This window comes from Bradyrhizobium guangzhouense (assembly GCF_004114955.1).
In the GTDB taxonomy this organism is placed as follows: domain Bacteria; phylum Pseudomonadota; class Alphaproteobacteria; order Rhizobiales; family Xanthobacteraceae; genus Bradyrhizobium; species Bradyrhizobium guangzhouense.
The window spans coordinates 2205364-2231084 of the sequence record NZ_CP030053.1; the positions used below are offsets into that span (position 1 = coordinate 2205364).

The window sequence follows — 25721 nt, forward strand, 5'->3', positions numbered from 1 at the left end:
GCACCCTCATCTCAAACCGCGTGGCCGACGGCCAACTGAAGCACGTTGTGCTCGCTGAACTGGCTGCGATCAAGGAACCCCGAGATCGCCCCCTCGTGCATGACGGCGATCCGGTCGCTGACCCCGATCACCTCCTCCATGTCGCTCGAAATCATCAGGATGGCGACGCCGGCGTCGGTCAGCCGGCGCAGCATCTCGTAGATTTCCTGCTTGGCGCCGACGTCGACACCGCGCGTCGGCTCGTCGAAGATCAGCACCTTGGGCCGCATCGACAGCCATTTGGCCAGCACGACCTTCTGCTGATTGCCGCCGGACAACGAGCCGACCGTGGTCGCAACATCGGGCGCGCGGATCTTGAGCTGCTCGCGCTGGGCCCGGGCGTTCTTGGTCTCCTGCGCGGTGTTCACCAGGAAGAAGCGCAGATAGGACGACAGATCCGGCAGCGAAATGTTCTCGGCGATCGACACGTCGAGCAGGAGCCCGCAGCCCTTGCGGTCCTCCGGAATCAGGTAGATGCCGTAGTCGATCGCCGCGCGCGGGTTTGTCACGCGGATCGCTTCGCCGTTCAGCTTGATCGCGCCGCGGCGGAGCGGATCGACGCCGAAAACGGCGCGCGCCAGCTCGGTTCGGCCGGAGCCGACGAGGCCGGCCAGCCCCAAAATCTCCCCGCGCCGAACCGACAGGCTCACGGCGCGCTCCGGATAGGTGTCGGTCACGGCCTCGATGATATCGAGCACCGCCTCGCCGGGCGGCGCGGCCGGCGGCACGTAGAGCGATTTGAGGTCGCGCCCGATCATTAGCCGGATCATCGCCGCCGGCGACAGCTCGGCCCGGGTCAGCGCGCCGACCATGCGTCCGTCGCGCAAGACCACGGCGCGGTCGGCGCACTGCATCACCTCGTTGAGGCGATGGGTGATGAAGATGATGCTGACGCCGTGGGCCTTCAGGGCGGCGATGACCCGCATCAGCCGGTCGGTTTCGGAAAGGGTCAGGCTCGATGTCGGCTCGTCCATGATGACGAGGCGCGCATCGAGCGACAGCGCCTTCATGATCTCGACGAGCTGGCGCTGGGCCAGCGACAGCTCCGCGAGCGGCGCGTCCGGCGCGAAATCGGCACCTAAGCGGTCGAGCAGCGGCTGCGTCCTGGCGTACAGGGTCTTGCGGTCGATCAGCCGCAGCGGCCCGCCATGCACGGGCTCACGGCCGATGAACACGTTGCCGGCAACGTCGAGATTGTCGAAGAGGTTGAGCTCCTGATGGACGAAGGCGATGCCCGCGGCGATCGCCTCAGCCACCGTCAATGCGTTTCGCTCGACGCCGTCGACGCGGATGCGGCCGCCGCTGGGCTCGACCACGCCGCCGAGCACCTTCATCAAGGTCGACTTGCCGGCGCCGTTCTCGCCGATCAGCGCGATCACCTCGCCCGGCGACACGGCAAGGCCGACGTGGTCGAGTGCGACCACGCCGGGATAGCTCTTGCTGATATCGACGAGTTCGAGAAACGGCTCAGTCATTAAAGGCTGCGGGCAACGCCCGCACGTCTCCTACTTCTTGAGCATCGCCTTCATCGAGGCCATGAAGTCGTCGACATTGCTCTTGTCGATGACCTTGCCGGGCACGATGATGATGCCGTTGGCGGGCACGCCGGACTTGTCGCCCTCGATGTACTTCGCCATCAGCTTCATGCCCTGATAGCCCCACTCGAACGGCTGCTGCACGACGGTGCCGGCGATGGCGCCTTCCTTGACGCCGCCCAGCGTGATCGGATCCTCGTCGAAGCCGATGATCTGGATCTTGCCGAGCTTGCCGGCCTCCTTCAGCACTTCATAGATGCGGGGCGTGTTGTAGGAGTAGAAGCCGACCAGGCAGCTCACGTCGGGCATGGCGGCGAGGATGTCCTCGACGTTGCGCTTGGCGCGGGTCTGATCGATCTCGTCGCCGCGAACGTCGACCAGCTCGACCTTCGAGCCCTTGATGGTTTCCTTGACGCCTTCGATGCGCTCGCGGGCGTTGTCGGCGCCGGGCAGACCGACGAAGCCGACGCACTTGCCGCCGTTCGGCAGCGCCTTGAGCATCAGCTTGCCGGCGTCCTTGCCGAGGTCGACGTTGGACGAGCCGATATAGGCGATGCGCTTCGAGTTCGGGGCGTCGCTGTCGGTGGTGAACAGCAGCGTCTGCGAGGCGATCTTGTTGAGGTGCTCGACCTGGTTCTTCGGATCGACCGCGCTGACCATGATGCCGGCGGCACCCGCGGCAACGAGGTCGTCCATCATGCGCTGCTGAACGGCAGCGGCGGCCTGCTCCGGATATTTGAGCTGAAGATTGTAGTTGGGCAGTTCGCCCTGGGCCTTCTTCACGCCGGCTTCCGCGATCTTCCAGAAGTCGGACGCGCCGTTGACGACGAAGGCCAGGACCTTCTTGTCGGCCGCATTGGCCGAGCCGAGGCCCAGAGCCAGTGCGAACGCGACAGATATACCTGCGATCAAGTGACGCTGCATGTCATCCTCCCCTTGTGCGGTCAGCCCTTGATGGAGGCCAACTCTGCTTCAGCCCGAATTGGGCACATGCCTCGCTCCCCCCACGGGACACACCGGTCGGCCGCCAATCCGCATCTTTGCGGCAGGGGCGGGGTCACCAGTCGGCCCATGAGGTGAAATGAGGCGCGTACCTCAACCGTAGCAAAAGCACGTCGAGCGTGCAACAGGAGGCGACGTTCGCGCGAAATCGCCCCAACGCTCGCCTCGCCGGCGTTCATCATCCTGAACGTGTTGGGGGAACTGGAAGTCCCGCCGCGGGGCCCCGGATTGGTACGGACCGGGTTATTAACCACGCTTTAGCGCTGATCGTGCGGATGATCGGCGTGGCGAGACCAGGGGAGCGGCCCCCATGCTGAAGGACGGTACCTACGCGGCGTGGTACAAGACGCCATTCGATCAGGGCACCGGCATCGTCCATGTCGCTGACGGCCAGATCTGGGGCCGCGACAGCCTGATGACGTATCACGGCTCCTGCAAGATCGATGGCGATCGTTTCACCGCGACCGTTTCGACGAAGCGTCACACCGAAGGGCGTGACACGGTGTTCGGCGTCTATGATGAACTCACGCTGGACATCGAGGGCATGTGCCCCGGCAAAATCGCGACCTACACGGCAACGGCGGGGCAGGCGCAGGGAGTCGTCCTTGAGGGAACGCTCATCCTGACGGAGCAGCCGACGGCGGCGCTTGAACGAACCTCAGAAGTCCCGCGGTTCAATCCCGGCAAGCTGCCAAAGCTGCCGAGGCGCTCGCGCTGAAGCGCAGCGTCGCCTGCCGCGACATCTCGTGCCCTCGGCCAGTGCGATTGTGCATCCTCAAATTCCGGTGCTGGCGCTTCTCAAACGGACGACGCCCAGTCATTGTGCCGCCGCATCGTCAATCTGGGAGCCAGCATCAATGTCAGACAAGGTCTCGCGTCGCCAGTTCGCGAAAATCGCGGGCCTGTCTGCGGCCGGAATCGCAAATCCACCCGAGGTCGCCGATGCCAAGCCGGCAGCCGCGCCGCGCCGCACCGGCGGCTTCCCGGCAGGCTTCCTCTGGGGCACCGCGACCTCGTCCTATCAGGTCGAGGGCGCGGTCGAGGAGGACGGGCGAGGGGCCTCGATCTGGGACAAGTTCGTCCGCATCCCCGGCAAGATCGAGGACGGCACCAATGGCGATCGCGCCGCTGAGCATTATCATCGCTACGTCGATGACATCGCACTCATCAAGGAACTCGGCTGCAAGGCCTATCGGTTCTCGGTGGCCTGGCCGCGGGTGTTTCCTGACGGCGACGGCAAGCCGAACCCGAAGGGGCTCGACTTCTACAATCGACTGATCGACGAACTCTTGAAGAACGGCATCGAGCCGTGGCTGACACTTTATCATTGGGACCTGCCGCAGTCATTGCAGGACCGTTTCGGCGGCTGGCGGTCGACCGAGACCTGCAAGATCTTCGGTGACTACGCGGCCTATGTCGCCGAGCACCTGACCGATCGCGTCAGGAACGTGTTCACGCTGAACGAGAGCGGCCGCTTCGTCTATTTTGGCTATGGCATCGGCATCGACGCGCCCGGTCTGACGCTGCCACAGGCCGAGGTAAACCAGATCAGGCATAACAGCGCGCTCGCGCATGGGCTCGCGGTGCAGGCGGTGCGTGCCCATGGCCGCCGCGGCACGCGCGTCGGACCCGCCGAGAACATCGATGCCTGCATTCCCGCGATCGACACGCCCGAAAACGTCCGCGCCGCCGAGATCGCGTTGCGCGAGCTGAATGCCGGCTATCTCAACGTCATCATGACCGGCCGCTACACCGACGCATTCCTGAAATATGCAGGCAGCGACGCGCCGAAATATACCGACGCCGAATTGAAGATCATCTCCTCGCCGGTCGATTTCCTCGGCCTCAACATCTACGCGCCGCAGCACTATATCGTCGCGTCCGACCAGGGCGCCGGCTTCACGCCCCTGCCGATCCCGAAATCGTTTCCGCACATGAACTCGGACTGGCTGCGCGTCGGCCCCGAGACGATCTACTGGGTGCCGAAGCTCGCGGCAAAGATCTGGAAGACCGATGCGATCTATATCAGCGAGAACGGCACCTCCGGCGAGGATCAGGTGACGCCTGACGGCAAGATCTACGACACCGACCGCATCATGTATTTGCGCAACTATCTCGCCCAGCTCCAGCGCGCCACCGCGGAAGGCGCGCCGGTGCGCGGCTATTTCCTCTGGAGCCTGCTGGACAATTTCGAATGGGTGTTCGGGCTCAACAAGCGCTTCGGGCTCTATCACGTCAATTTCGACACCCAGGTGCGCACCGCCAAGCTGAGTGCGAGCTTCTACCGCAATGTGGTCGCGAAGAACGCGGCGGGGGCGTGATGGCTTGAGTCCGGATTTTACGCGGAGCGGAAAATCCGGGCTCAGGGTGCAAATGCCGCGCATTGACTCCACTTTCCCCCTGATTCAAAACCGTCCTCAATATGCACAACGAGAGGACAACGCTCATGACCGACGCACTGATCATCGATGCCTGCCGAACCCCGCGCGGCGTCGGCAAGGCCGGCAAGGGAGCGCTGTCAGGCATTCATCCGCAGCAGTTGGGCGCCACCGTGCTGCGTGCGCTCGCCGATCGCACCGGCATCAACACCGCCGATGTCGACGATATCGTGTGGGGCTGCAGCGCGCAGGTGGCAACGCAAGGCGGCGATCTTGGCCGCATGTCGGCACTCGATGCCGGCTATGACGTCCGGGCCAGCGCCGTGACGCTGGATCGCTTCTGCGGTTCCGGCATCACCAGCGTCAACATGGCGGCCTCCTCGATCATGGCGGGCGCGGAAGATCTCGTCATCGCCGGTGGTTGCGAGATGATGTCGATGGAGGGACGTCGCGGCGGCGGCCCGATGATGATGGACTCCGGAAATCTGCGGCTTCGTGCAAGACATCCGCAGTCGCATCAGGGCGTCTGTGCCGACGCGATTGCGACGCTGGAAGGCATCACGCGGCACGACGTCGACGCGCTTGGCCTCGAAAGCCAGAAGCGCGCGGCGCAGGCGATTGCCGGCGGCCATTTCAACAAGAGCCTCGTGCCCGTTCATCGCGAGGACGGCAGCCTTGCGCTCGACCATGAAGAATATCCGCGGCCACAGACGACGATGGAAGGGCTAGCTGCCCTGAAGCCCGCGTTCCCCGCGATCGCGGACTATGCGCTGGACGACAAGGGCACGACCTATCGCGGCCTGATCCTGCAAAAATATCCTGACCTCGACATCGACTTCATGCATCACGCCGGCAATTCGTCCGGTGTCGTCGACGGCGCCGCGGCGATCCTGCTCGCGTCGCCGTCTTACGCCAGAGCACATGGCCTCAAGGCCCGCGCCCGGGTGGTCGCCATGGCCAATATGGGGGACTCGCCGACCCTGATGCTGAACGCACCAGTGCCGGCGACGCGCAAGGTGCTGGCGAAGGCCGGGCTCGCCATCGACGACATCGACCTGTTCGAGATCAACGAGGCTTTCGCGGTGGTGGCGGAAAAATATATCAGGGATCTCAAGCTCGACCGCGCCAAGGTCAACGTCAACGGCGGCTCGATCGCGCTCGGTCATCCCATCGGCGCGACCGGCTCGATCCTGATCGGCACCGTGCTCGACGAGCTGGAGCGGCGGGATCTCAAGCGCGGTCTCGTCACCATGTGCGCGGCCGGCGGTATGGCGCCAGCCATCATCATCGAGCGCGTCTAGTGCGCCGCGGCCCCGTAAAAAGCAGGGAAAAACGTCGCAGGACGACGATCCAGCCTTATTTTTCAGGGTGAATCGCGCATCCCTTCTCACAAAGAGGTCGGTCGTCGCTTGTCGAAAGCATCGAATCAGCTTTAGCAAGGCTGCTTGCGGGCCTTTGAAACAAGGCAAAAACCGCTGCGTGAGGCGCCATCCACTCTGGAAGCCGCTAAAATGCAGGGTTTTTTGTCTCAGGGGGCCAAAAAAGCCCGTAAAACCGCGACAAAACTGTGCAGAAGGCTATAGGCCTTCGCCGGTTGGTCTAATATGCAACCGGCAACGAATCAGAGGAGACACGATGCCAGCCCAAATGTCCAAATCGCAGTTGATCGAAAAGATTGCGACCGCCACCGAGCTTTCCAAGCGCGACGTCAAGAGCGTCATGGAGACGCTGACCGATGTCGGCCACAAGGAGCTCAAGAAGAACGGCCTGTTCCTGGTGCCGGGCTTCGCCAAGTTCGTGGTCATTAAGAAGCCCGCGACCAAGGCGCGTAAGGGCACCAACCCGTTCACGGGCGAAGAGATGATGTTCAAGGCCAAGCCGGCCCGGAAGATCGTCCGCGCCCGCCCCGTCAAGGCCGCCAAGGACGCCGTGGCCTGATAACGCAAAGGCCCCCTCGATGAGAGGGGGCCTTTTGATTTGAATGCCCGCGCGGGCCGATCGGAGGGGATCAGCCCTTGCGGCGCCTCACCCGGACCGGGATCGGCTGAAGCCGCGGCACCGGTCCTGCAAGCGCATCGCGCACCCGGTCGATGGCACGACCGAGCAGCTGGCGCAGCTTCTGCGTCGTCCGCGATCGCTTCGCGTCTTCCAGCAGTTTATTCATCGCATTCACTCCGCCGCTTCGACCTTCGCATCGACTTCCGCGGGCTCGAGCGCCGCGGCGATGGCCTCGTCGACACGCTCCAGCCAGATGAACTCCAGGTTGTCCCGCGCGCTCTTCGGGATGTCGTCATAGTCCCGCTTGTTGCGCGCCGGCAGCATCACCCGCTTCAAGCCGGCGGCGGCCGCAGCCACCACCTTCTCCTTGATGCCGCCGACCGGCAGCACCAGGCCGCGCAGCGAGATCTCGCCGGTCATCGCCGTGTCGCTCCTCACCGTGCGATTGGTGAGCAGTGACGTCAGCGCCGTGAACATCGCCACGCCCGCGCTCGGTCCGTCCTTCGGGGTTGCGCCCGCCGGGACGTGAACGTGGATGTCGCTCTTCTCGAACAACTGGGGATCGATGCCGAGCTGGTTCGCTTTGCTCTTCACCAGCGTCAGCGCGGCCTGCACGCTCTCGCGCATGACCTCGCCGAGCTGGCCGGTCAGGATCATGCCGCCGCGGCCGGGCACGCGCGAGGCCTCGATGAACAGGATGTCGCCGCCGACAGGCGTCCAGGCGAGGCCGGTGGCAACCCCGGGAATGCTGGTGCGCTGCGCGATCTCGCCTTCGAAGCGCGGCTGTCCCAGCACGTCGCCGATGTCCTTTGCCGTCACCACGACCTTTGCGGTCGTGCCTTCGGCAACCTGCACCGCGGCATGGCGGAACACCTTGCCGATCTCGCGCTCGAGGTTACGCACGCCGGCCTCGCGGGTGTAGCCCTTGACCACCAGCTTCAGCGCCTCCGGCTCGATCTCGGCCTGCTCGGCCGTCAGGCCGTTGGCCTCCAGCTGCCGCCGCACCAGATAGCGCCGCGCGATCTCGAGCTTCTCGTCCTCGGTGTAACCGGCGAGGCTAATCAGCTCCATACGGTCCAGCAGCGGACCGGGAATCTGGTCCAGCATGTTGGCGGTCGCGATGAAGACGACGCGCGACAGGTCGAAGGGCACGCCCAGGTAATTGTCCCGGAACGTCCCGTTCTGCTCGGGGTCGAGCACCTCCAGCATCGCGGCGGAAGGATCGCCCTGCACGCCGCGGCCCATCTTGTCGATCTCGTCCAGCATCATGACGCAGTTGCGTGCGCCCGCCTTCTTGATGCCCTGGATGATGTTGCCGGGCAGCGCGCCGATATAGGTGCGCCGGTGGCCGCGGATCTCGGCCTCGTCATGCACGCCGCCGAGGCTCACGCGCACGAAGGGGCGATCCATCGCGCGGGCGATGGACTGGCCGAGCGAGGTCTTGCCGACGCCGGGCGGGCCGACGAAGCACAGGATCGGCGCCTTGCCCTGCGGCGCCAGCTTGCGCACCGCCAGATATTCGATGATCCGGCTCTTGATCTTCTCCAGGCCAAAGTGATCCGCATCCAGGATGCGACGTGCTTCCTTGATGTCGATCGGCTTCTCCGCAGGCAGCGCCCACGGCAGCTCGATCAGCCAGTCGAGATAAGTGCGGACCATGCCGGCTTCGCCTGCGGCCTCAGGCATGCGCTCGTAGCGGCGCAGCTCCTTCTTGGCGTGCGCGTCCGCTTCGGGCGGCATGTTGGCCTTGGCGATCGCAGCCGTCAGCTCGGCGACCTCGGCAGCCTTGCCGTCGCCTTCGCCCAGTTGCCGCTGGATGGTCGCCATCTGCTCGCGCAGGATCGCCTCGCGCTGCCGCTCGTCGAACGAGGCCTTGGTCTTCTGGCCGATCTCGTTGGAGATGCGCAGCACCTCCAGCCGCTCCGCCAGATGCTTCGACACCCTCTCGACGCGCAAGGAGAGGTCGATGGTCTCCAGCACCTCCTGCTTGTCGGATGGCTTGATGTCCATGAACGACGTCGCCAGATCCGCCAGCGCGCCGGGTGCACTGGTGCTCTGGAACATCGCGACCAGCTCGGGCGGGGCCTGCGGCAGCAGCTCGATCGCCTCGATGGCCTGGCGCTGCAGGTTCAGCGCCCGTGCCTCGATCTCGGCTGAGGTCGTGGTCGGCTCGGGGATCTGCTGGAAGCGCGCGGCCAGGAACGGCGTCCCCGGCAGGAAGTCGAGGATACGCGCGCGCTGCACGCCCTGGCAGACGATGTGATGCGTGCCGTCGGGTGCGGTGATGTAGCGCACGATGTTGGCGATGGTCGCGACCTTGTAGAGATCATCCGGGCCCGGCTCGTCGGTCTCCGGGCGGCGCTGCAGCACGATGCCGACCGGCCGCTGCTCGCGCAGGGCCTGCTGCGCGGCGGCGACGGATTTCGGCCGCGCGATCGCGATCGGCGCGATAGCGCCGGGGAACAGCACCATCTCGCGTACCGGGATGATGATCAGTGCGTCGTCGGGGATCTTCACGTCTGGATTGGTCTGAGCGGTATTCATCTGTTCGGTGGCCATGATCGACCTCAGGATTTGGCGAGGCGCAGTGCGACGCAGCCGTCCATCACGAAGCGGCTGATGGCGTAGCGGCCAAGGGGAAGCGCGATGCGGCGCTCAAATCGCCCCTGCGGCAGCTCGAGCCGGTGGATGCGGGCGTTGCGAAGCTCCGGCGGCAGCGTGCGCTGGCCGGAAATGACCAGCACGCCGTCATGGATGACGGTCTCGACATTGTCCGGATTGACGCCGGGAAGCGCCACCAGGATCAAAAGTTCATGCTCGGTCTCGAGCACGTCGATCGGCGGCTCCCAGCAGGTGTCCTGGCGGCCGAACTGCTGCCGCAGCCGTTCGGCGCGGGTCAGCTGGTCGAGGGCCTCGGACAGCATCCAGTTAAAGGGATTTTTGGGTTGCATGGCAAAACTCTGGGAAGGCGCTGCGGTTGGAAAACGGGGATATGGTGATGGTTCCCGCAATTTCCAGCATCGCGCGTTTGCGGCATGCCTGCCTCTCTAAGGGAAGCAGGCCCTTGCGCTCAGACGCATCGACGCCGCGAAAGATGTTCCGCGGCGCCGGAGGCAACAATTGGGCGGGTGGTCGGGATCAGGCGGCTTCGCGGTATTCGGCCTCCGCTTCGAGGTTGATGACCGACGTGGCGAGCTCGGTCAGGGTGTGGTCGGTCGCCTCTTCCTCGTCCAGCGTATCCTGGAGCAACCTTGCCGCCTCGGGCATGCCGAGCTCCTCGGCCCAGGTGCGAAGTGTGCCGTAACGGGAGATCTCGTAGTGCTCGACGGCCTGCGCCGCCGCCAGCAGGCCAGCGTCGAGGGCAGGGGCGTTCTTGAAGTCCTTCATGATCTCGGCGCCCTCGTCGGTAATGCCGTTGATCGCCTCGCACGGCTTGCCGCGTGCAGGCTTGTCCAGCATCCGGAAGATCTGCTCGAGCCGTCTGACCTGGCCCTGCGTCTCCCGCAGGTGCTTGTTGAAGGCGGCGGCAAGGTCCTTCGAATGCGCGGCCTTGGCCATCTTCGGCAGCGTCTTGATGATCTTGTTCTCGGCGTAATAGATGTCTTTCAGCGTTTCCAGGAAAAGGTCGCTCAGCATCTTAGGCGCCCGCCGCGGGCGGCGCGATGCGGTCTTTTTCGTAGGTGCACGTTTCTTTGCTTTCTTCGCCATTGGTCCTCCTCATGAGGCGACACGGGAAGGCACGTCCTTCCTCAATCCTCACGCGATCAAGAGCCGGGACAGGCAAATGTTCCTCGCGAAGGTCTGCGCGAGCCGCTATGGCTGGCGATCCACGCTTGTCTGAGGCGCCCGACCCATGCTCGACTTCGCCCTGTCCGCCTTCGTCACGCTGCTGCTGGTGGTCGATCCCGTCGGCCTTGCGCCGGCGTTTCTGGCCGCGACCGGCGGCATGCCCGACGCGAGCAAGCGGACCGTGGCGCTGCGGGCGCCGTTCATCGCGGCCTCGATCCTGGTCGTGATCGCGCTGGTCGGAAACTGGCTGCTGCGCCAGCTCGGGATCGGCATCCCCGCCTTCCAGATCGCGGGCGGACTGCTGCTGTTCGGAGTGTCCTACCAGATGATCTTCGGCGACCGGCCGCATCGCGAGGCGCGGGAGGCCGACAAGGCCACGGCCGAGCACGCCTCCGATGTCGCGGTGTTTCCGCTCGCCATCCCCATGATGGCCGGTCCCGGGGCGATCGCGACCACGCTGCTGCTGGCCGGCGATGCGGGCTATGGGGCGAGGCTCGCGATCATCATCGCGATCGTGCTGGCGGTCTGCCTGCTCTGCATGCTCTGCTTCGCCTCGGCGCACCTGATTGCGCGCACGCTCGGGCGCACCGGAAATGCGGTGCTCTCGCGGGTGCTCGGCATGCTGCTGGCGGCCTATTCGGTGCAATTCGTGATCAACGGCATTGCGGCCGTCCGGGCGAGCCTGTCCTAGCGCCGCGACAAACTGTTAATCTGTTGATTTTACAATAAATTCATGGCCCTTGCGGGCGCGTCGGCAATCTGGCGCCTGAACAGGTCCGCTTTCGCTTGCACTGCCATATTGCTTTGACGTACTTCGGGTCTAACAAGAGCCCATCGCCACGAAGATCACCAAGAAAATCCGCAACAAGGTCGAGATACAATCGAGATGTCGATGACAGCGGACGAACTCGCAAAGAGACAGGCCATCATCGACGCCTGCCGCCGGATGAATGCGCTCGGCATCAACCAGGGCACCTCAGGCAATATCAGCGTGCGGCATGAGGACGGGCTCCTGATCACGCCCACCAGCCTTCCCTATGACACCATGACGCCGGACCAGATTGTCTTCATGGCGATGGACGGCTCTCATGCCCCGGGCCAGAAGCCGTCCAGCGAGTGGCGCTTCCATCTGGACATCCTGAAGGCGCGCAGCGACGTCAACGCCGTCGTGCACGCCCATCCGACCTATTGCACCATCCTGGCGATCATGGGCATGGAGATCCCGCCGGTGCACTACATGATCGCGGCGGCCGGCGGCGACAGCATCCGCTGCGCGCCCTACGCCACCTTCGGGACGGTGGAATTGTCCGAGCATGCGGTGCGTGCACTGGAGGGCCGGCTCGCCTGCCTGCTGGACCATCACGGCATGATCGTGCTCGGCAAGACCCTCGACAAGGCGATGTGGCTCGCCGTCGAGGTCGAGACGCTGGCGCGGCAGTATCACGGCTGCCTCCAGATCGGCAAACCGCCGCTGCTGTCGAGCGCCGAGATCGAACGGGTCCGTCAGCGCATGGCCGGCTACGGCCTATCGGAAGGGTAGGGCTCGCAAGCGGTGTTCGCGCGGATCAGATATTTCGTCGACGGCAAGGGGACCAACCGAACCATGGTTCGGCTGCGCGCGCTGTTGCGCAGCAACGAGTTCTACCTGATCCCGCTCGCGCTCGTCATCGGCACGCTGGCCGGTGCGATCGTGACCCTGATGGCCGAGATCGCGCAGATCGCCCATGTCGTGATCTTTGGCATTCCGATCGACGTGCGCCTCTCCGCCAACGCCTATATCAATCCCTGGGCGGCGATGACCGCGCCGGCGCTCGGCGGGCTCGTGCTCGGCGTCATGGAATGGTGGCGGCGGCGGCTGAAGATCTCGAGCGCGGTTGATCCGATCGAGGCGAACGCGCTGCGCGGCGGCATCCTGTCGATGCGCGACAGCGTGGTGGTGTCGAGCCAGACCTTGATCTCGAACGGCTGCGGCGCCTCGGTCGGCCTGGAGGCCGGCTACACCCAGATCGGCTCGGGCATCGCCTCGCTGTTCGGCAAGTTCTTCAACCTCCGCCGCAACGATCTGCGCCTGATGGTCGGCTGCGGCGCAGCCGCAGCAATCGCGGCGGCGTTCGGCGCGCCGATCACCGGCGCGTTCTACGCCTGCGAGCTCATCGTCGGCGTCTATTCGGTCGGCAGCGCAGCTCCCATCCTGGCGGCTTCGCTCGCCGGCGCGCTGACCGCACAATGGCTGGGCGGCGCGCCTTACTCGATCGAAATCCCCAAGGTCAGCGCCGTCGGCGTCGAGCAATATCTGGCGCTGATCGGGCTCGCGCTCATCACCAGCGGCGTCGGCATTGCCGTGATGCGCTCGTCCTCGATGTTCGAGCGGCTGTTCAAATGGCTGCCGGTCTGGCTGCGCCCCGTGATCGGCGGCCTCATCGTCGGCAGCTTCGCCCTCGTCACGCCGCAGGTGCTGGCGGCCGGCCACGGCGCCATGGTGCTCGACCTCTTCCACGACATGACGATCGGCCTGGTCGCGATCATCATCGCGCTGAAGGTGACCTCCTGCCTGATCTCGCTGGCCTCGGGCTTCCGCGGCGGTCTGTTCTTCGCCTCGCTGTTCGTCGGCAGCCTGATCGGAAAATTCTTCTCCGCCGTCCTGCTCTTGATAAGTCCGAATTTCGCGATCGATCCGCTGGTGGCGATGCTGACCGGCATGGCCACGCTGGGCGTCGCCATCGTCGGCGGTCCGCTGACCATGTCGTTCCTCGTGCTCGAGATGACCCGCAATGTCGATGTCACCGCCGTGGTGCTGGCCGGCTGCATCGTCACCTCGATCTGCGTCCGCTTCATGTTCGGCCACTCCTTCTCGACCTGGCGCCTGCATCTGCGTGGCGAGACCATCCGCAGCGCCAACGACGTCGGCTGGCTGCGCAATCTCACCGTCGAACGGCTGATGCGCTCCGACGTCGGCAAGGTGCCGTCGAGCACCACGATCGCCGCGACCCGCAGCGAATTCCCGCTGGGATCGCGCCCGGGCGTCGTCATCGTCAACAACGCCGACGAATATGTCGGCCTGGTCCTGCTGCCCGATTTGTTCTCCAGCGACCTCGACACCATCGCCGACGATATCCAGATCATCGAGCTCGCGCGGCTGACCGAGATCGTGCTGATCCCGGAAATGAACGTGAAGTCGGCCATGGCGGTGTTCGACGAGGCCGAGGCCGAGATGCTGGCCGTGGTCGATTCCACCGACAGCCGCAAGGTCGTCGGCTTCCTGACCGAGACCACCGCCCGCCGACGCTATGTCGAGGAGATCGACAAGGCCACGCGCGGCGTGCTGGGAGCGCTGTCCTGAGGTCCGCCCCCCGGGCAAGTTGACGCTGGCACGCCGGGCGGACTTGCCAGATCGTTCACAACCTCTAGGCTGGGGACCGGCGGCGGGGCCGGCGCCTGGCCGCATCCAGCGACGAGGGACGTGCGATGCCGGATACGCTTCGCCTGTTACTTGCTTTGCTCGAGCTCGGGCCCCGTCTGAAAGACCTGCTCGGCGACAGATGGCCCCCTTATGCCGACGAATTACAGGAATTGGCCGGTCGGGCCGGCAGGGGCGAGGATCCGGCCAGGCTTCGTCCGTCGCTTGATCTGCTGCTCGTGCGGCTGCTCGCGGAGGCGCCGGCCACGGAATTCGTCGCGCATTTGATGGAGGACATGGCGGCTCCCACGGCCGCCACGGAGATTGTGACCCGTCGCGGCCGGATTTCGCCGCTGGTCGTCCCGGAGATCGTCCGGCCGACCACCGATGAGGCGACCGGCGTCGTCACCATCCCCGTGTTCTACGGCACCGACCGCGCCCGCGGCGACGACACGCCGTCGCACTATTTTGGCGGTGTACGCGGGACGCTGTCATTCGGGATCGCGGAGGTCAGCGTGCCCACGCATGGCCGCGACCTCGGCGAGCTCACCAGCCCGAGCTGGTGGCACCTCGAATTCTCGGCCAATCCGGAAAAGCATGTCATCCTCAAGTCGGTGGGCGCGCTGGACAGGGATACCTTCGTCACCGGTCTGAAGGACTCGCTCGCGGCGGCGGATTTGCACGACGTCCTGATTTTCGTGCACGGCTACAACGTCACCTTCGAGGATGCGGCGCGGCGCGCGGGGCAGCTTGCGGTGGATCTGAAATTCGCCGGCAGGACGCTGCTGTACAGCTGGGCGTCGGCGGCGGACACCAAGAAGTACACGGTGGACGAGAGCACGATCGACTGGTCGCGCGATCATTTCGAGGCGTTTCTCCAGCTTGCGCTCGGCGAAATCGGTGCCGGCAAGGTGCACGTCATCGCTCACAGCATGGGCAATCGCGCGGTGATCAACACGCTCGAACGCGTGACGTCGTGGCAGCTGCCATCAGGCGCCGCAAAGCTCGGTCAGATCATCTTTGCCGCGCCCGACATCGATCGCGACCGCTTTGTCCAGCTCGCGGCCAAGTTCAAAGGCTGCGCTGCGCGCGTCACGCTTTATGCCTCGTCGCGCGACGTGGCGCTGCTGGCCTCGAAATTCGTGCACGGCTATCCCCGGGCGGGCGAGGCCGGCGATGCGCTGACTGTTGTCGACGGCGTCGACACGATCGATGCCTCGCTGGTCGACACCAGCCTGGTCGGCCTGCGCCATTCCTATTTCGGCGAGAAGCGCTCGATCCTGAACGACATGTTCAATCTGATCGTGCAGCAGCTCGCGCCCGATCAGCGTTTTGATCTCCAGGCTGCGGGCGATGCGCTGCGGAAGTATTGGAGCTGCAGGGCCTAGAGGCGGCACGACCGGTCAAAGCGTGGCAGATTGCCGCGATCGCGAAACCAATTTTGCGCTTTGCGCATTATAGGGTGTTTCCATATCTCTTTTTGGCGAGAGCAGAGGACGTGAAAGATGAGTGACAGGTCCGTGAATTCGAGAGTTGGCCGCAGCACCGCATTGGCCGCTTTCGCCAGTCTTGCTCTGGTCGCGGCGTCCGTGACGCCTTCGGCGGCCGCCTCTCCGGCGAAGGCCTCGCGCGCCGCTACGGCCGGGCAGGGCTCGTCCAACGCGACCGATTTCAGTGCTGCGCGCCGTCATCGCTATTATCGGCGGGGGCCGAGCGCGGCGGGCCTTGCCTTCATGGGCGCCGCGGCTGGCCTGATCGGAGGCGCGATCGCCGAAAGCCGACGCCAGGAATATTACGACAATTATTATTATGGCGGACCGCGCTACTATGGTCCCGGCTACGGCTACTATGGTGGGCCGCGCTACTACTACAATCCGTACTGATGCCAACGGGGGATGGACCGGTGCTGTGTCGCCCCCTGCCAATCAGCGTCGGCAAAATCATTCCGCTTAGCGAAATTCGGAAATGGCGTATGTGTGGCGCATATCGGCTTGACTTTGAGGGGCGATCGTAAATCGTCACGTTTGCGAGGCGCGTCTGTGTCTACACACCCGCTGTAATCGCCCGCGATAGCGGGCGATCCAGTATTCCAGAGGCGGATGTGGTTGAGCCGAGAAGCCGCGGCGTACTGGATTCCCCCGCCTTCGCGGGGAATGACCGTTTCATTTGGAGAGTAATGCCGGCCCGTCGCTGCGCTCGCAATGACGATGTGATGTGGAGAGAACCCGGCCCTATGCCTTCGGTCTCATCGCCCCGCCGGCGCCGACAACGCCCCATTGGCGTAGCGCCAATAGTCCACTTCGCTCGGCTGCGATGGCCACATGGCCGCGTTGGAGTCGCGGACCGATTGGGTGATGGGAGCAGGTCGCGCCTTGCGAACATGGTGACGGTCGTTCGCGGCGGCGGTCTGGAGGGTGATGGCGGTGATCAGCGTGGCGCCAAGAATGGCAAGAGACTTTTGCATTGCTGTTTCTCCCGTGACGACGTTCCGGTCGTGTGAAATGTCATCGTCGTCACCGCTGACATGGCGATGCGACCGGCCTGATGTCACCGTCGCCGGGTTCACGATGGGGAGAGCCGATTTTTTGGTCCCGGCTAAATATTCGGCAGCCGCATGGCGGGGTCCGGATGGACTTGGCCGGCGCCATCAGGTTGAATGGTGCAATAAAGGTTTCAGGCGCGACAATGATGTCGAAATATCTGCTGGTCCTGCTCTTGATCGCCTCGCCGGCTGTGGCGCAGGTCAAACCCGCTCCCAGAACCTCGGCGGCGCATCCCGACCCCTGCGCTCCGATCGGACGCACCGCGGACGGCAAGTTGGTCTATTCCATGAAATGCGAGAATCTGCCGGCGCCGCCTGAGCCAGCTCCCCAGGCGGAACTGAAGGAGGCGCCGCCGGCGGCAGCCGCCGCTGCGGAGCCCGAGCCGGAGGTGCGGCGGAGCGGCATATTTGGCTGGTCCTACGACCGCAGGTAACGGGCCTTAGTGACAAGCCTTGCGCCCTTGCGCGAAGCCCGCTGGAATGCTCTTTGCGTGCAAGTTCCACGTGGGCCCTCCAACACGTCGGCCCCCGATCCAGAGAGATGAGATGAGCAAACTCGTTATCCGCGCCGGCGATTTCACCTTCGATGCCCGCTTCGAAGAGGAGGCTGCTCCCAAGACCGTCGCGGCGTTCCGCAAGGCGCTGCCGTTCGAGAGCCACATCATCCATGTGCGCTGGAGCGGCGAAGGCGTCTGGATGCCGCTCGGCGATCTCGACTTCGGCGTCGGCTACGAGAACCACACCAGCTATCCCGCGCCGGGCCAGATCATCCTCTATCCCGGCGGCATCAGCGAGACCGAGATCCTGCTCGCCTATGGCGGCGTGCACTTCGCCAGCAAGATGGGCCAGCTCGCCGGCAATCACTTCATCACCGTGACTTCGGGTTTGGAGAACCTGGCGACGCTCGGCAAGAGCGTGCTGTGGAAGGGCGCGCTGCCGATCCGTTTCGAGGAAGTCTGAGTGACCGACAACAGCTATCCGCGCGATCTCCGCGGTTACGGTCGCAACCCGCCGCATCCAGAGTGGCCCGGCCATGCGCGGGTCGCGGTGCAGTTCGTCGTCAATTTCGAGGAGGGCGGCGAGAACAACATTTTGCACGGCGATCGTGCCTCGGAAGCATTCCTGTCCGACGTGCTGGGCGCGCAGCCCTGGCCAGGCCAGCGTCACGCCAATATCGAATCCATGTTCGAATACGGCTCGCGCGCCGGCTTTTGGCGGCTGTGGCGGATGTTCGATGAACGAAAGTGGCCAACCACCGTGTTCGGTGTCGCCACCGCGCTGAAGCGCAATCCGGAAATCGTGGCGGCGATGAAGGAATCAGGCTGGGACATTGCGAGCCACAGCCTGAAATGGATCGAGCACAAGGACATGACCGAGGCGCAGGAGCGCGCCGAGATCGCCGAGTCCATTCGCGTCCACACCGAGGCGGTCGGATCGCGGCCGCTCGGCTGGTACACTGGGCGCTCCTCGATCAATACCAACCGGCTACTGACGGAGGAGGGCGGCTTCCTCTATCTCTGCGACTCCTATGCCGACGATCTGCCCTATTGGGTCAAGGGCGCCAACGGCAAGCAGCTCATCATTCCCTACACGCTTGACGCCAACGACATGCGCTTCATCAACCCGCAGGGCTTTGCCGAAGGCGAGCAGTTCTTCATCTATCTGAAGGACGCCTTCGACGTGCTCTATGCGGAAGGGCAGACCGCGCCGAAGATGATGTCGGTGGGACTGCACTGCCGCCTCGCCGGCCGGCCCGGCCGCGCCGCGGGCCTGATCCGCTTCCTCGACTACATCGGCAAGCACGAACGCGTCTGGGTGCCGACGCGGCTGCAGATCGCGCAGCATTGGCACGACAAGCATGCGCATCTTGCCGACAACGCCTTCGAGATCGGATAGGCAATCAATGTCGCGGATCGCCTTGTCTGATCTCAATGCCGCGAGCTTGGACGATTTCGTCGCCGTACTTGAAAACGTGGTCGAATACTCGCCTTGGATCGCCCAGGAAGCGGCGGCGCGCCGTCCGTTTGCCGGGATCAATCAGCTGCATGCCGCGCTGATGGCGGCGATCCAGGCCGCCGAACCCGAGGTGCAGCTGGCGCTGATCCGCGCGCATCCCGATCTCGCCAACAAGACCCAGCGCGCGGCGGGCCTGACGGCGGAATCGACCGGCGAGCAGAACAGCGCCGGTCTCGACCGGCTCTCGGAGGCCGAATATTCTGCGTTCGAGCGCGTCAACGGCGCCTATCGCGAAAAGTTCGGCTTCCCCTATATCGTCTGCGTGCGGCGTCACACCAAGGATTCGGTGCTGCGCGACTTCGAGACGCGCCTGCGCAACATCGCCAAGACCGAGACGCGCCGCGCGATCGAGGAGATCGCCCGCATCGCAGCGCTGCGCCTCGACCAGCTCGTCGTCGCCGACGACAAGCTGAAAGTGCATGGTCGGCTTTCGACCCATGTGCTGGATAATCACGTCGGGAAGCCCGGGGCAGGGATCGCGGTGGAGTTGGTGGAGCTTGCCAGTCTCGGCGAGAGCCGAGTGATCGCTCGCAGCGTTACCAACGCTGACGGCCGCACCGACCAGCCGCTGATCGGCGGTCGCCCGCTGCCGATCGGACGCTACGAGCTCCGCTTCAATGTCGGAAAGTATTACGCGGAGCGCAACGTGCAGCTTCCCGATCCACCATTCCTCGACGAGATCCCGCTGCGCTTCGCGATCAGCGAGCCGGAAGGCCACTACCACGTGCCGCTGCTGGTCACGCCGTGGAGCTACTCGACCTATCGCGGCAGCTAGTCGCCGAACTTGTCGTGCAGGGCTGGAAACAGCCGGTCCGGCTTGAATGGCGGCGCAGTGAAGCGGATGCCCGTGGCATCGGCGATGGCGTTGCCGAGGGCGGCCGCGACCGGATTGTACGGGCTCTCGCTCATCGACTTCGCGCCCAGCGGTCCGATGGTATCGGAGGTCTCGGCGAACAAAACTTCCGTGCGCGGCACATCCGCGAAGGACGGCAGATGGTAATCGCGGAATTTGGGATTGGTAACGCGGCCCTCTGCGTCGATCACCATTTCCTCGTAGAGCGCAGCCCCAAGGGCCTGCGCAACGCCGCCTTCGACCTGGCCGCGGCATTGCATGGGGTTGGCGACGACGCCGGCATCGGCGGCCTGCACGCTCCGGAGAATCCTGATCTCGCCTGTGCCCTTGTTCACGGCAACACGGAAGCCCTGCACGTTGAAGCCGACCGAGCGCGGCGTTCCCTCGGAATTGCCGTGCGCGGCGAGCGGACGACCGGCCTCGCGCGCGAGCTTTGCGAGCTCGGCAAAAGACATCCGCCGCACGCCGCTGACGACGAACTCGCCCTCGAGCGTGCACGTCGCGACATCGCAAAGCCACGCGCCGGCGGCGGCGGCCTTCAGCTCGGCTGCAAGCTGCATCGCTGCGGCTTCAGTTGCCTTGCCGGCCACGAAGGTGCCGGTGCTGCCATAGGCGCCGGTGTCGTGGCCGCCATGGGCGGTGTCGGACTGGCGCAGGCGGATCCTGTCGACGGTGGTCGCGAGCACAGTCGCGGCGATCTGCCGGTGCACGGTGCTGGTGCCATTGCCGAACTCGGCGGTGCCGACGGTGAGATCGAAACCGCCATCGTCGTTGAGCGCGATCATGGCGTCTGCGATGTGGCCGGCGGGCGGCGCGGTGTCGATCATGGTCAGTGCAATGCCGTCGCCGGTCAGCCAGTCGGGCGATAGCTCGTGTTGCGGCTGATCGGCCTGCATCGCGCGCTCGACGAGATCGATGCACTGGTCGAGCCCGTAGGAGCCGTAGAGCACGTCGTGATATTCGGATTCAGGCGGCGACAGCATGGGATCGCCGGGCCTGACGATATTGCGGCGGCGGATCTCGTAGGGGCTGATGTTGAGCTGCTTCGCCAACTCGTCGATTGCGGCTTCCACCGCGATCACGGTCTGTGGCAAGCCATAGCCGCGAAATGCGCCCGCGGGCACCGTATTGGTGTAGACCACGAAACCGTCGACGCGCTTGTTCGGGCAAATATAGACGGCAATCGACTCGTTTACAGCGTGAAACATCACAGAGGGGCCGTGATTGCCATAGGCGCCGGTGTTGGAGAGCACGTCGAGCTGCAGCGCGGTGAGCTTTCCTCGCGCATCGGCGCCGGCCTTGATGTGGACGCGCATAGGGTGCCGCGTCGAGGTCGCGATGAACTGCTCCTCGCGGGTGAGCTCGAGCTTGACGGGCCGGCCGGTCTTGAGTGCGGCCAGCGCCAGGATGTCCTCGACGAACATCTCCTGCTTGCCGCCAAAGCCGCCGCCGACGCGCTCGCAGAACACGCGGACCTTGTCCATGGGAAGCTGGAAGATGTCCGAGAGCGCGCGCCGCGTCAGGAACGGAACCTGCGTCGAGGTGCGGACGTTGAGCACGCCAGAAACGTCGAGCCATGCGAGGCCGCCATGGGTCTCCAGCGCCGCATGCTGCACACGATGGCTGTGGAAGGTGGCCTCGTACGTGACCGCGGATGTGGCGAGCGCGGCCGCGACATCGCCGAACTCGCCATGAATCTCCGCGACCAGATTGCGCTGCGCGTCGGCAATGCGGTTGGCGCTGGTCCTGTCAGGGTGAACGAGCGGCGCGCCCGGCATCATCGCCTGCTCCGGATCGATCAACGCAGGCAAAATCTCGTAACCGACCTTCAGCCGGCGGCAGGCCTCCTCGGCTGCGCCTTCACTCTCGGCCACCACCGCCGCGACCCTCTGGCCGATGAAGCGGACGACGTCGTCGAGGATGCGGGTGTCCTCGGGGTCCATCCAGTCCTTCTCGTGCCGCGCCGTCGATGTCAGCACCGACGGCGCATCCTCATGGGTCAGGATTGCGTGCACGCCCGGAACGGCCATCGCTGCCGATCTGTCGATCGACACGATCCGGGCGTGAGCGTGCGGCGAGCGCAGCAGCTTGATGTGCAGCAGGCCGTCGACTTGCGTGTCGAACGTGTAGCGCGCCTTGCCACGCACGACGTCCGGCCCTGCGGGCGCCGGCAGGCTGCGGCCGAAGGCCCTGCCGGCCTCGACATGCGCCTCGGCATTGCTCCTGCCGTGGATCGCATCCTCGATCGCGCGATAACCGGTGCAGCGGCAGATATTGCCCTTCAGCGCGGCGCCAAGGTCGGTGCGCTGCGCCTGGTTCAGCGAAGCACAGGTCACGATCATGCCGGCCGTGCAGAAGCCGCACTGGAATCCCTGCGCGTCGAGGAAGTCCTGCTGCATCGGATGCGCGCCGTCCTCGCCGCCGAGCCCTTCGATCGTGGTGACGGCGCGCCCCTCCGCGCGGAACGCGGGAATCAGGCAGCTATGCACGGGTTCGCCGTCGAGCAGCACGGTGCAAGCGCCGCAATCGCCGGCGTCGCAGCCCTTTTTCACCCCGAAATGGCCAAGCTCCCGCAGGAATGTGCGCAGGCACTGACCGGCGCCCGGCGTTTGCGGAAATGTCGTCCCGTTAATCAAGAAACTCATGGCGACATTGCACCCTGCAGTTCGGCGCGGATCTCCTCGGCGAGCCGCAGTGTCATGTGCTTGCGCCAGAGCGGCTTGCCATGAACGTCGGTGTGATAGAGATCGTCGGGAATCTGCTCAGAGATCGCGGTGCGAAGCGTGCTCGCATCGACCGGCCTGGGAAACGACACCTGGATCGGGCGCACGGTCGAAGCGGTCACAGTCAGCTTCAGCGCGCCATTGCCGTCGAGGCAACCGATCAGAAGCGCTGCGGACCGGCCGACCGGGGCGAGCGAGATCTGGCGAAACGCCGAGCGGCGCTTCAGCGCAGCAATCGGGATGTCGATCTGCCGCAACAACTCGCCCGGCGACAGCCGATTGCGCTGGTTGCCGGTGACGAAGTCGGTGACGGGAATCCTCTGCTCACCGTTGCCGCCGGCCTTCCAGATGGTGCAAACGCCGTCGAGTGCGGCGGCGAGCGAGATCATCGGCCCCGCCGGCAGCGACATGCAGAGATTGCCGCCCACGGTCGCCGTCTTCCAGATCTTGAAGGACGCGAGGAAGGCGCGGCAGCATTGGCCGATCAGCGGTGCCGCGAGCCAGTCGGGCGGACAGGTGAACGCATCGAGCTGCGAAATCGTGCAGGTGGCGGCGATGCTGAGGTGACCGGGCGTGATCGTCAGTGCCGGCCATCTCAGATCGGTGAGATCGATCAGCCGCGTGAGATGGACTTGCGGCTCGGAGAACAGCCACGTGCCGCCCGCGAGCCAAGCATCACCTGGCGCCCAAACTGGCAGTTCGGAACGCGTTTGCGGATGAGAGACCGCTGTGATGGTATTCAAGTCCATGGCTGCGACAACGCCTGCGCCGAAGTGATTTGTGTCGAGGGAAAGTCTTGCAAGACCAGCGCCAAGTAGCAACAAGAAGTAGCAGCAACAGTGCTCTGGTGATGGTCTCTGCCTTGCAGGCGCTTCGTTAACGAGGACGAGGAGAAATAGAGGCATGAGCGACGCAAAGCCGATCTGGATCAGGGATCCCTTGGCGATTCTCGCTGACGGCGCCGGGCGCGGAATCGTCGTGAGGGATGGTCGTATCGTCGAACTGGTGCCCGCAGGCGGGACACCTGTGACCGCAGACGTCACCGTGTTCGATGCGAGCGAGCATGTCGTGCTGCCGGGCCTTATCAACACCCATCATCATTTTTATCAGACGCTGACGCGGGCGCTGCCGGCGGCGATGGACCGCGAGTTGTTTCCTTGGCTTCAGGCACTCTATCCTGTATGGGCGAGGATGACGCCCGAGGCGCTCGAGCTCGGCGTCACCGTGGCGATGTCGGAGCTGCTGCTCTCGGGCTGCACCACCATGACGGATCATCATTACGTCTTCCCGGCGGGGCTCGAAGAGTCCGTGGATATCGAGGTCGGCGCCGCAAAGCGGCTCGGCGTGCGCGTGTTGCTGACGCGCGGCTCGATGAACCTGTCGCAGCGCGATGGCGGCTTGCCGCCCGACAGCGTCGTGCAGGACGAGGACACCATCCTCGCCGACAGCGCGCGCGTAGTCGGCAAGCACCACCAGCGCGGTGCGGATGCGATGGTGCAGATCGCGCTCGCGCCATGCTCGCCGTTCTCGGTGACGACATCACTCATGCGCGCCACCGCCGACCTCGCCGCCAAGCTCGACGTGCGTCTGCACACCCATCTGGCCGAGACCGAGGATGAGAACAGATTCTGCCAGCAGATGTATGGCTGCCGCCCGCTCGACTATTTAGAGCAATGCGGCTGGCTCAATGCGCGGACCTGGCTCGCGCACGGCATCTTTTTCAACGCCGACGAGATCAAGCGGCTCGGCAAGGCCAGGACCACCATCAGCCATTGCGCGTGCAGCAACCAGTTGCTGGCGTCGGGCTGCTGCCCGGTTTGCGAGATGGAAGAGGCGGGCGTCGGGATCGGCATCGGCGTCGACGGCTCGGCCTCCAATGACGGATCGAACCTGATGCAGGAGGTGCGCGCGGCCTTCCTGCTGCAGCGGGCGCGCTATGGCGTGACCAAGGTCAGCCACAAGGATGCGCTGCGCTGGGCCACAAAAGGTTCGGCAGCCTGTGTCGGCCGTCCGGAGCTCGGCGAGATCGCGGTCGGCAAGGCCGCCGACCTCGCGCTGTTCAAGCTGGATGAGCTTCGCTTCTCCGGCCATGGCGATCCCCTGGCCGCGCTGGTGCTGTGCGGGGCGCATCGGGCTGACAGGGTGATGGTGGCAGGGAACTGGGCCGTGGTCGACGGCGCAGTCCCGGGATTGGACGTTCCGGACCTGATCCGCCGGCACAGCGCCGCGGCGCGGGCCATGCAGGCGGGATAGGACAGAAAGAGGGGGCGGCCACAAGTGCCGGGTGCTTCTGGCCACCCCCTCCGAACCTCCTCCGGGAGGAGCAGGTGATTTAGACGATGCAAGAAGCGTGCTACTTGCCCGGCAGCTTGTCGTCGATGCCCTTGACGTAGAAATTCATGCCGAGGATCTGGCCGTCGGCGAGGTTGGCGCCGCCCTTGCACTCGATCTCCTTGCCGTCCTGCCCAATCACCGGGCACTTGAACGGATGCAAGGTGCCGGCCGTGATGGCGGCTTGGGCATCCTCGGCGATCTTTTTCACGTCGTCCGGCATGTTGGTATAAGGCGCCATCGCGAACATGTGGCTGTCGAGGCCGCCGTAGGTGTCCTCCGACTTCCAGGTACCGTCGAGCTCGGCCTTGACGCGGGCGATGTAGTAGGGGGCCCAGGTGTCGAGGATCGAGGTCAGCTGGGTCTTGGGCCCGAACTTGATCATCTCGGAGTCCTGGCCGAAGGCGAGCTTGCCGCGTTCGCTGGCAATCTGCATCGCCGCGGGCGAATCCGTATGCTGCATGATCACGTCGGCGCCCTGGTCGATCAGCGCCTTGGCGGCGTCGGCTTCCTTGCCCGGATCGAACCAGGTGTTGGCCCAGATGATCTTGACCTTGATGTTCGGGTTGATGCTCTGCGCCGCGATCATCGTCGCGTTGATGCCGGAGACGACCTCGGGAATCGGGAACGAGCCGATATAGCCGAGCACGCCCGACTTCGACATCTTGGCCGCGATCAGGCCTTGAATGTAGCGGCCCTGATACCATTTCGACGAATAAGTCGACATATTCTTGTCGCGCTTGTAGCCGGTCGCGTGCTCGAAATGCACGTTCGGATACTTCTTGGCGACCTTCAGCGTCGGATCCATGTAGCCGAACGACGTCGTGAAGATCAGCTTGTTGCCGGCGCGGACGAGCTGCTCGATGGCACGCTCGGCGTCGGGGCCTTCTGGGACGTTTTCGAGATAGGTGGTCTCGATCTTGTCGCCGAACTCCTTCACCAGCGCCTGGCGGGCGAGCTCATGCTGGTAGGTCCAACCGAGATCGCCGATCGGGCCGAGGTAGATGAAGCCGACTTTCAGCTTGTCGGCGGCGGAAGCTGCGCTGACGCTTCCGGCAAGCAGAAGGCCGGCAGCCAGCGCAAGAAGTGATTTCCTCATCATCAATCTCCAAACATCA

At 64.8% G+C, this 25721-nt stretch carries 24 protein-coding genes; 14 read left to right on the forward strand and 10 right to left on the reverse strand.

Features of this window, described 5'->3' with window-relative positions:
• Positions 1 to 11 precede the first annotated feature (11 nt).
• Positions 12 to 1514 carry a sugar ABC transporter ATP-binding protein gene (locus XH91_RS10575; RefSeq protein WP_128950547.1) on the reverse strand — a complete coding sequence of 501 codons (1503 nt, stop codon included), beginning with the start codon at positions 1512 to 1514 and terminating at the stop codon, positions 12 to 14.
• A 30-nt stretch (positions 1515 to 1544) separates the two neighbouring features.
• Positions 1545 to 2498, reverse strand: a complete 954-nt coding sequence (locus XH91_RS10580) for a sugar-binding protein (RefSeq protein ID WP_128950548.1) — start codon at positions 2496 to 2498, stop codon at positions 1545 to 1547.
• 388 nt (positions 2499 to 2886) lie between these two features.
• On the opposite strand from XH91_RS10580, the gene XH91_RS10585 reads away from it, so the two are divergent.
• From XH91_RS10585 to XH91_RS10600, 4 genes are all read left to right on the forward strand, one after another.
• Entirely contained in the window at positions 2887 to 3294 is a 408-nt protein-coding gene (locus XH91_RS10585) for a hypothetical protein (protein ID WP_128950549.1), read from the forward strand.
• Between the two features lie 139 nt (positions 3295 to 3433).
• On the forward strand, positions 3434 to 4897 hold the full coding sequence (locus XH91_RS10590) for a GH1 family beta-glucosidase (RefSeq protein ID WP_128950550.1): 1464 nt from the start codon (positions 3434 to 3436) through the stop codon (positions 4895 to 4897).
• Positions 4898 to 5022: 125 nt separating this feature from the next.
• Positions 5023 to 6255, forward strand: coding sequence for an acetyl-CoA C-acetyltransferase (locus tag XH91_RS10595; RefSeq protein WP_128950551.1), 1233 nt, complete (start codon positions 5023 to 5025; stop codon positions 6253 to 6255).
• Between the two features lie 334 nt (positions 6256 to 6589).
• Entirely contained in the window at positions 6590 to 6892 is a 303-nt protein-coding gene (locus tag XH91_RS10600; protein WP_008139488.1) for an HU family DNA-binding protein, read from the forward strand.
• A gap of 70 nt (positions 6893 to 6962) precedes the next feature.
• Here XH91_RS10600 and XH91_RS38775 read toward each other — a convergent pair whose 3' ends face one another.
• The 4 genes from XH91_RS38775 to XH91_RS10615 form a co-directional block, all read right to left on the reverse strand.
• Positions 6963 to 7118 (reverse strand): hypothetical protein, encoded by a 156-nt coding sequence (locus tag XH91_RS38775; protein WP_164934202.1) that lies wholly within the window; start codon positions 7116 to 7118, stop codon positions 6963 to 6965.
• A gap of 5 nt (positions 7119 to 7123) precedes the next feature.
• Positions 7124 to 9511 carry an endopeptidase La gene (gene lon / locus XH91_RS10605; RefSeq protein WP_128950552.1) on the reverse strand — a complete coding sequence of 796 codons (2388 nt, stop codon included), beginning with the start codon at positions 9509 to 9511 and terminating at the stop codon, positions 7124 to 7126.
• Positions 9512 to 9519: 8 nt separating this feature from the next.
• Positions 9520 to 9903 (reverse strand): Hsp20/alpha crystallin family protein, encoded by a 384-nt coding sequence (locus XH91_RS10610; RefSeq protein WP_128950553.1) that lies wholly within the window; start codon positions 9901 to 9903, stop codon positions 9520 to 9522.
• 187 nt (positions 9904 to 10090) lie between these two features.
• Positions 10091 to 10660 carry a YciE/YciF ferroxidase family protein gene (locus XH91_RS10615; protein WP_128950554.1) on the reverse strand — a complete coding sequence of 190 codons (570 nt, stop codon included), beginning with the start codon at positions 10658 to 10660 and terminating at the stop codon, positions 10091 to 10093.
• 145 nt (positions 10661 to 10805) lie between these two features.
• Between XH91_RS10615 and XH91_RS10620 the strand changes: the two genes are divergently transcribed.
• The 5 genes from XH91_RS10620 (at position 10806) to XH91_RS10640 (ending at position 16021) form a co-directional block, all read left to right on the forward strand.
• On the forward strand, positions 10806 to 11432 hold the full coding sequence (locus tag XH91_RS10620; RefSeq protein ID WP_128950555.1) for a MarC family protein: 627 nt from the start codon (positions 10806 to 10808) through the stop codon (positions 11430 to 11432).
• Between the two features lie 195 nt (positions 11433 to 11627).
• Positions 11628 to 12281 carry an L-fuculose-phosphate aldolase gene (locus tag XH91_RS10625; RefSeq protein ID WP_206733119.1) on the forward strand — a complete coding sequence of 218 codons (654 nt, stop codon included), beginning with the start codon at positions 11628 to 11630 and terminating at the stop codon, positions 12279 to 12281.
• Between the two features lie 12 nt (positions 12282 to 12293).
• Entirely contained in the window at positions 12294 to 14081 is a 1788-nt protein-coding gene (locus tag XH91_RS10630) for a chloride channel protein (RefSeq protein ID WP_128950557.1), read from the forward strand.
• A 125-nt stretch (positions 14082 to 14206) separates the two neighbouring features.
• Positions 14207 to 15526 carry an alpha/beta hydrolase gene (locus tag XH91_RS10635; RefSeq protein ID WP_128950558.1) on the forward strand — a complete coding sequence of 440 codons (1320 nt, stop codon included), beginning with the start codon at positions 14207 to 14209 and terminating at the stop codon, positions 15524 to 15526.
• A gap of 117 nt (positions 15527 to 15643) precedes the next feature.
• Complete coding sequence (locus XH91_RS10640; RefSeq protein WP_128950559.1) at positions 15644 to 16021, forward strand: hypothetical protein; 378 nt, start codon at positions 15644 to 15646, stop codon at positions 16019 to 16021.
• 362 nt (positions 16022 to 16383) lie between these two features.
• Here the strand turns inward: XH91_RS10640 and XH91_RS10645 are convergent, their stop codons facing one another.
• On the reverse strand, positions 16384 to 16602 hold the full coding sequence (locus tag XH91_RS10645) for a hypothetical protein (protein WP_128950560.1): 219 nt from the start codon (positions 16600 to 16602) through the stop codon (positions 16384 to 16386).
• 224 nt (positions 16603 to 16826) lie between these two features.
• Between XH91_RS10645 and XH91_RS10650 the strand changes: the two genes are divergently transcribed.
• The 4 genes from XH91_RS10650 to uraD all read left to right on the forward strand — a co-directional run bounded on the left by XH91_RS10650 (position 16827) and on the right by uraD (position 19471).
• Positions 16827 to 17114 (forward strand): hypothetical protein, encoded by a 288-nt coding sequence (locus XH91_RS10650; protein WP_206733551.1) that lies wholly within the window; start codon positions 16827 to 16829, stop codon positions 17112 to 17114.
• A 112-nt stretch (positions 17115 to 17226) separates the two neighbouring features.
• Positions 17227 to 17640: a DUF3830 family protein gene (locus tag XH91_RS10655; RefSeq protein ID WP_128950562.1), complete on the forward strand. Its 414-nt coding sequence runs from the start codon at positions 17227 to 17229 to the stop codon at positions 17638 to 17640.
• Positions 17641 to 18576, forward strand: coding sequence for an allantoinase PuuE (puuE, locus tag XH91_RS10660; RefSeq protein ID WP_128950563.1), 936 nt, complete (start codon positions 17641 to 17643; stop codon positions 18574 to 18576).
• A 7-nt stretch (positions 18577 to 18583) separates the two neighbouring features.
• On the forward strand, positions 18584 to 19471 hold the full coding sequence (gene uraD, locus XH91_RS10665) for a 2-oxo-4-hydroxy-4-carboxy-5-ureidoimidazoline decarboxylase (protein WP_128950564.1): 888 nt from the start codon (positions 18584 to 18586) through the stop codon (positions 19469 to 19471).
• Here the strand turns inward: uraD and XH91_RS10670 are convergent.
• Complete coding sequence (locus tag XH91_RS10670) at positions 19468 to 22194, reverse strand: molybdopterin-dependent oxidoreductase (protein WP_128950565.1); 2727 nt, start codon at positions 22192 to 22194, stop codon at positions 19468 to 19470. The genes uraD and XH91_RS10670 overlap by 4 nt on opposite strands.
• Positions 22191 to 23021 carry an FAD binding domain-containing protein gene (locus XH91_RS10675; RefSeq protein ID WP_128950566.1) on the reverse strand — a complete coding sequence of 277 codons (831 nt, stop codon included), beginning with the start codon at positions 23019 to 23021 and terminating at the stop codon, positions 22191 to 22193. Before XH91_RS10675 ends, XH91_RS10670 begins: the two co-directional genes overlap by 4 nt.
• A 154-nt stretch (positions 23022 to 23175) precedes the next feature.
• Between XH91_RS10675 and XH91_RS10680 the strand changes: the two genes are divergently transcribed.
• The gene (locus XH91_RS10680) at positions 23176 to 24525 is read left to right on the forward strand and encodes an 8-oxoguanine deaminase (RefSeq protein ID WP_128950567.1); all 1350 of its coding nucleotides are present in this window, start codon (positions 23176 to 23178) and stop codon (positions 24523 to 24525) included.
• Positions 24526 to 24625: 100 nt separating this feature from the next.
• On the opposite strand, the gene XH91_RS10685 is transcribed toward XH91_RS10680, so the two are convergent.
• Positions 24626 to 25702, reverse strand: coding sequence for a BMP family ABC transporter substrate-binding protein (locus XH91_RS10685; RefSeq protein WP_164934203.1), 1077 nt, complete (start codon positions 25700 to 25702; stop codon positions 24626 to 24628).
• Positions 25703 to 25721: the final 19 nt, after the last annotated feature.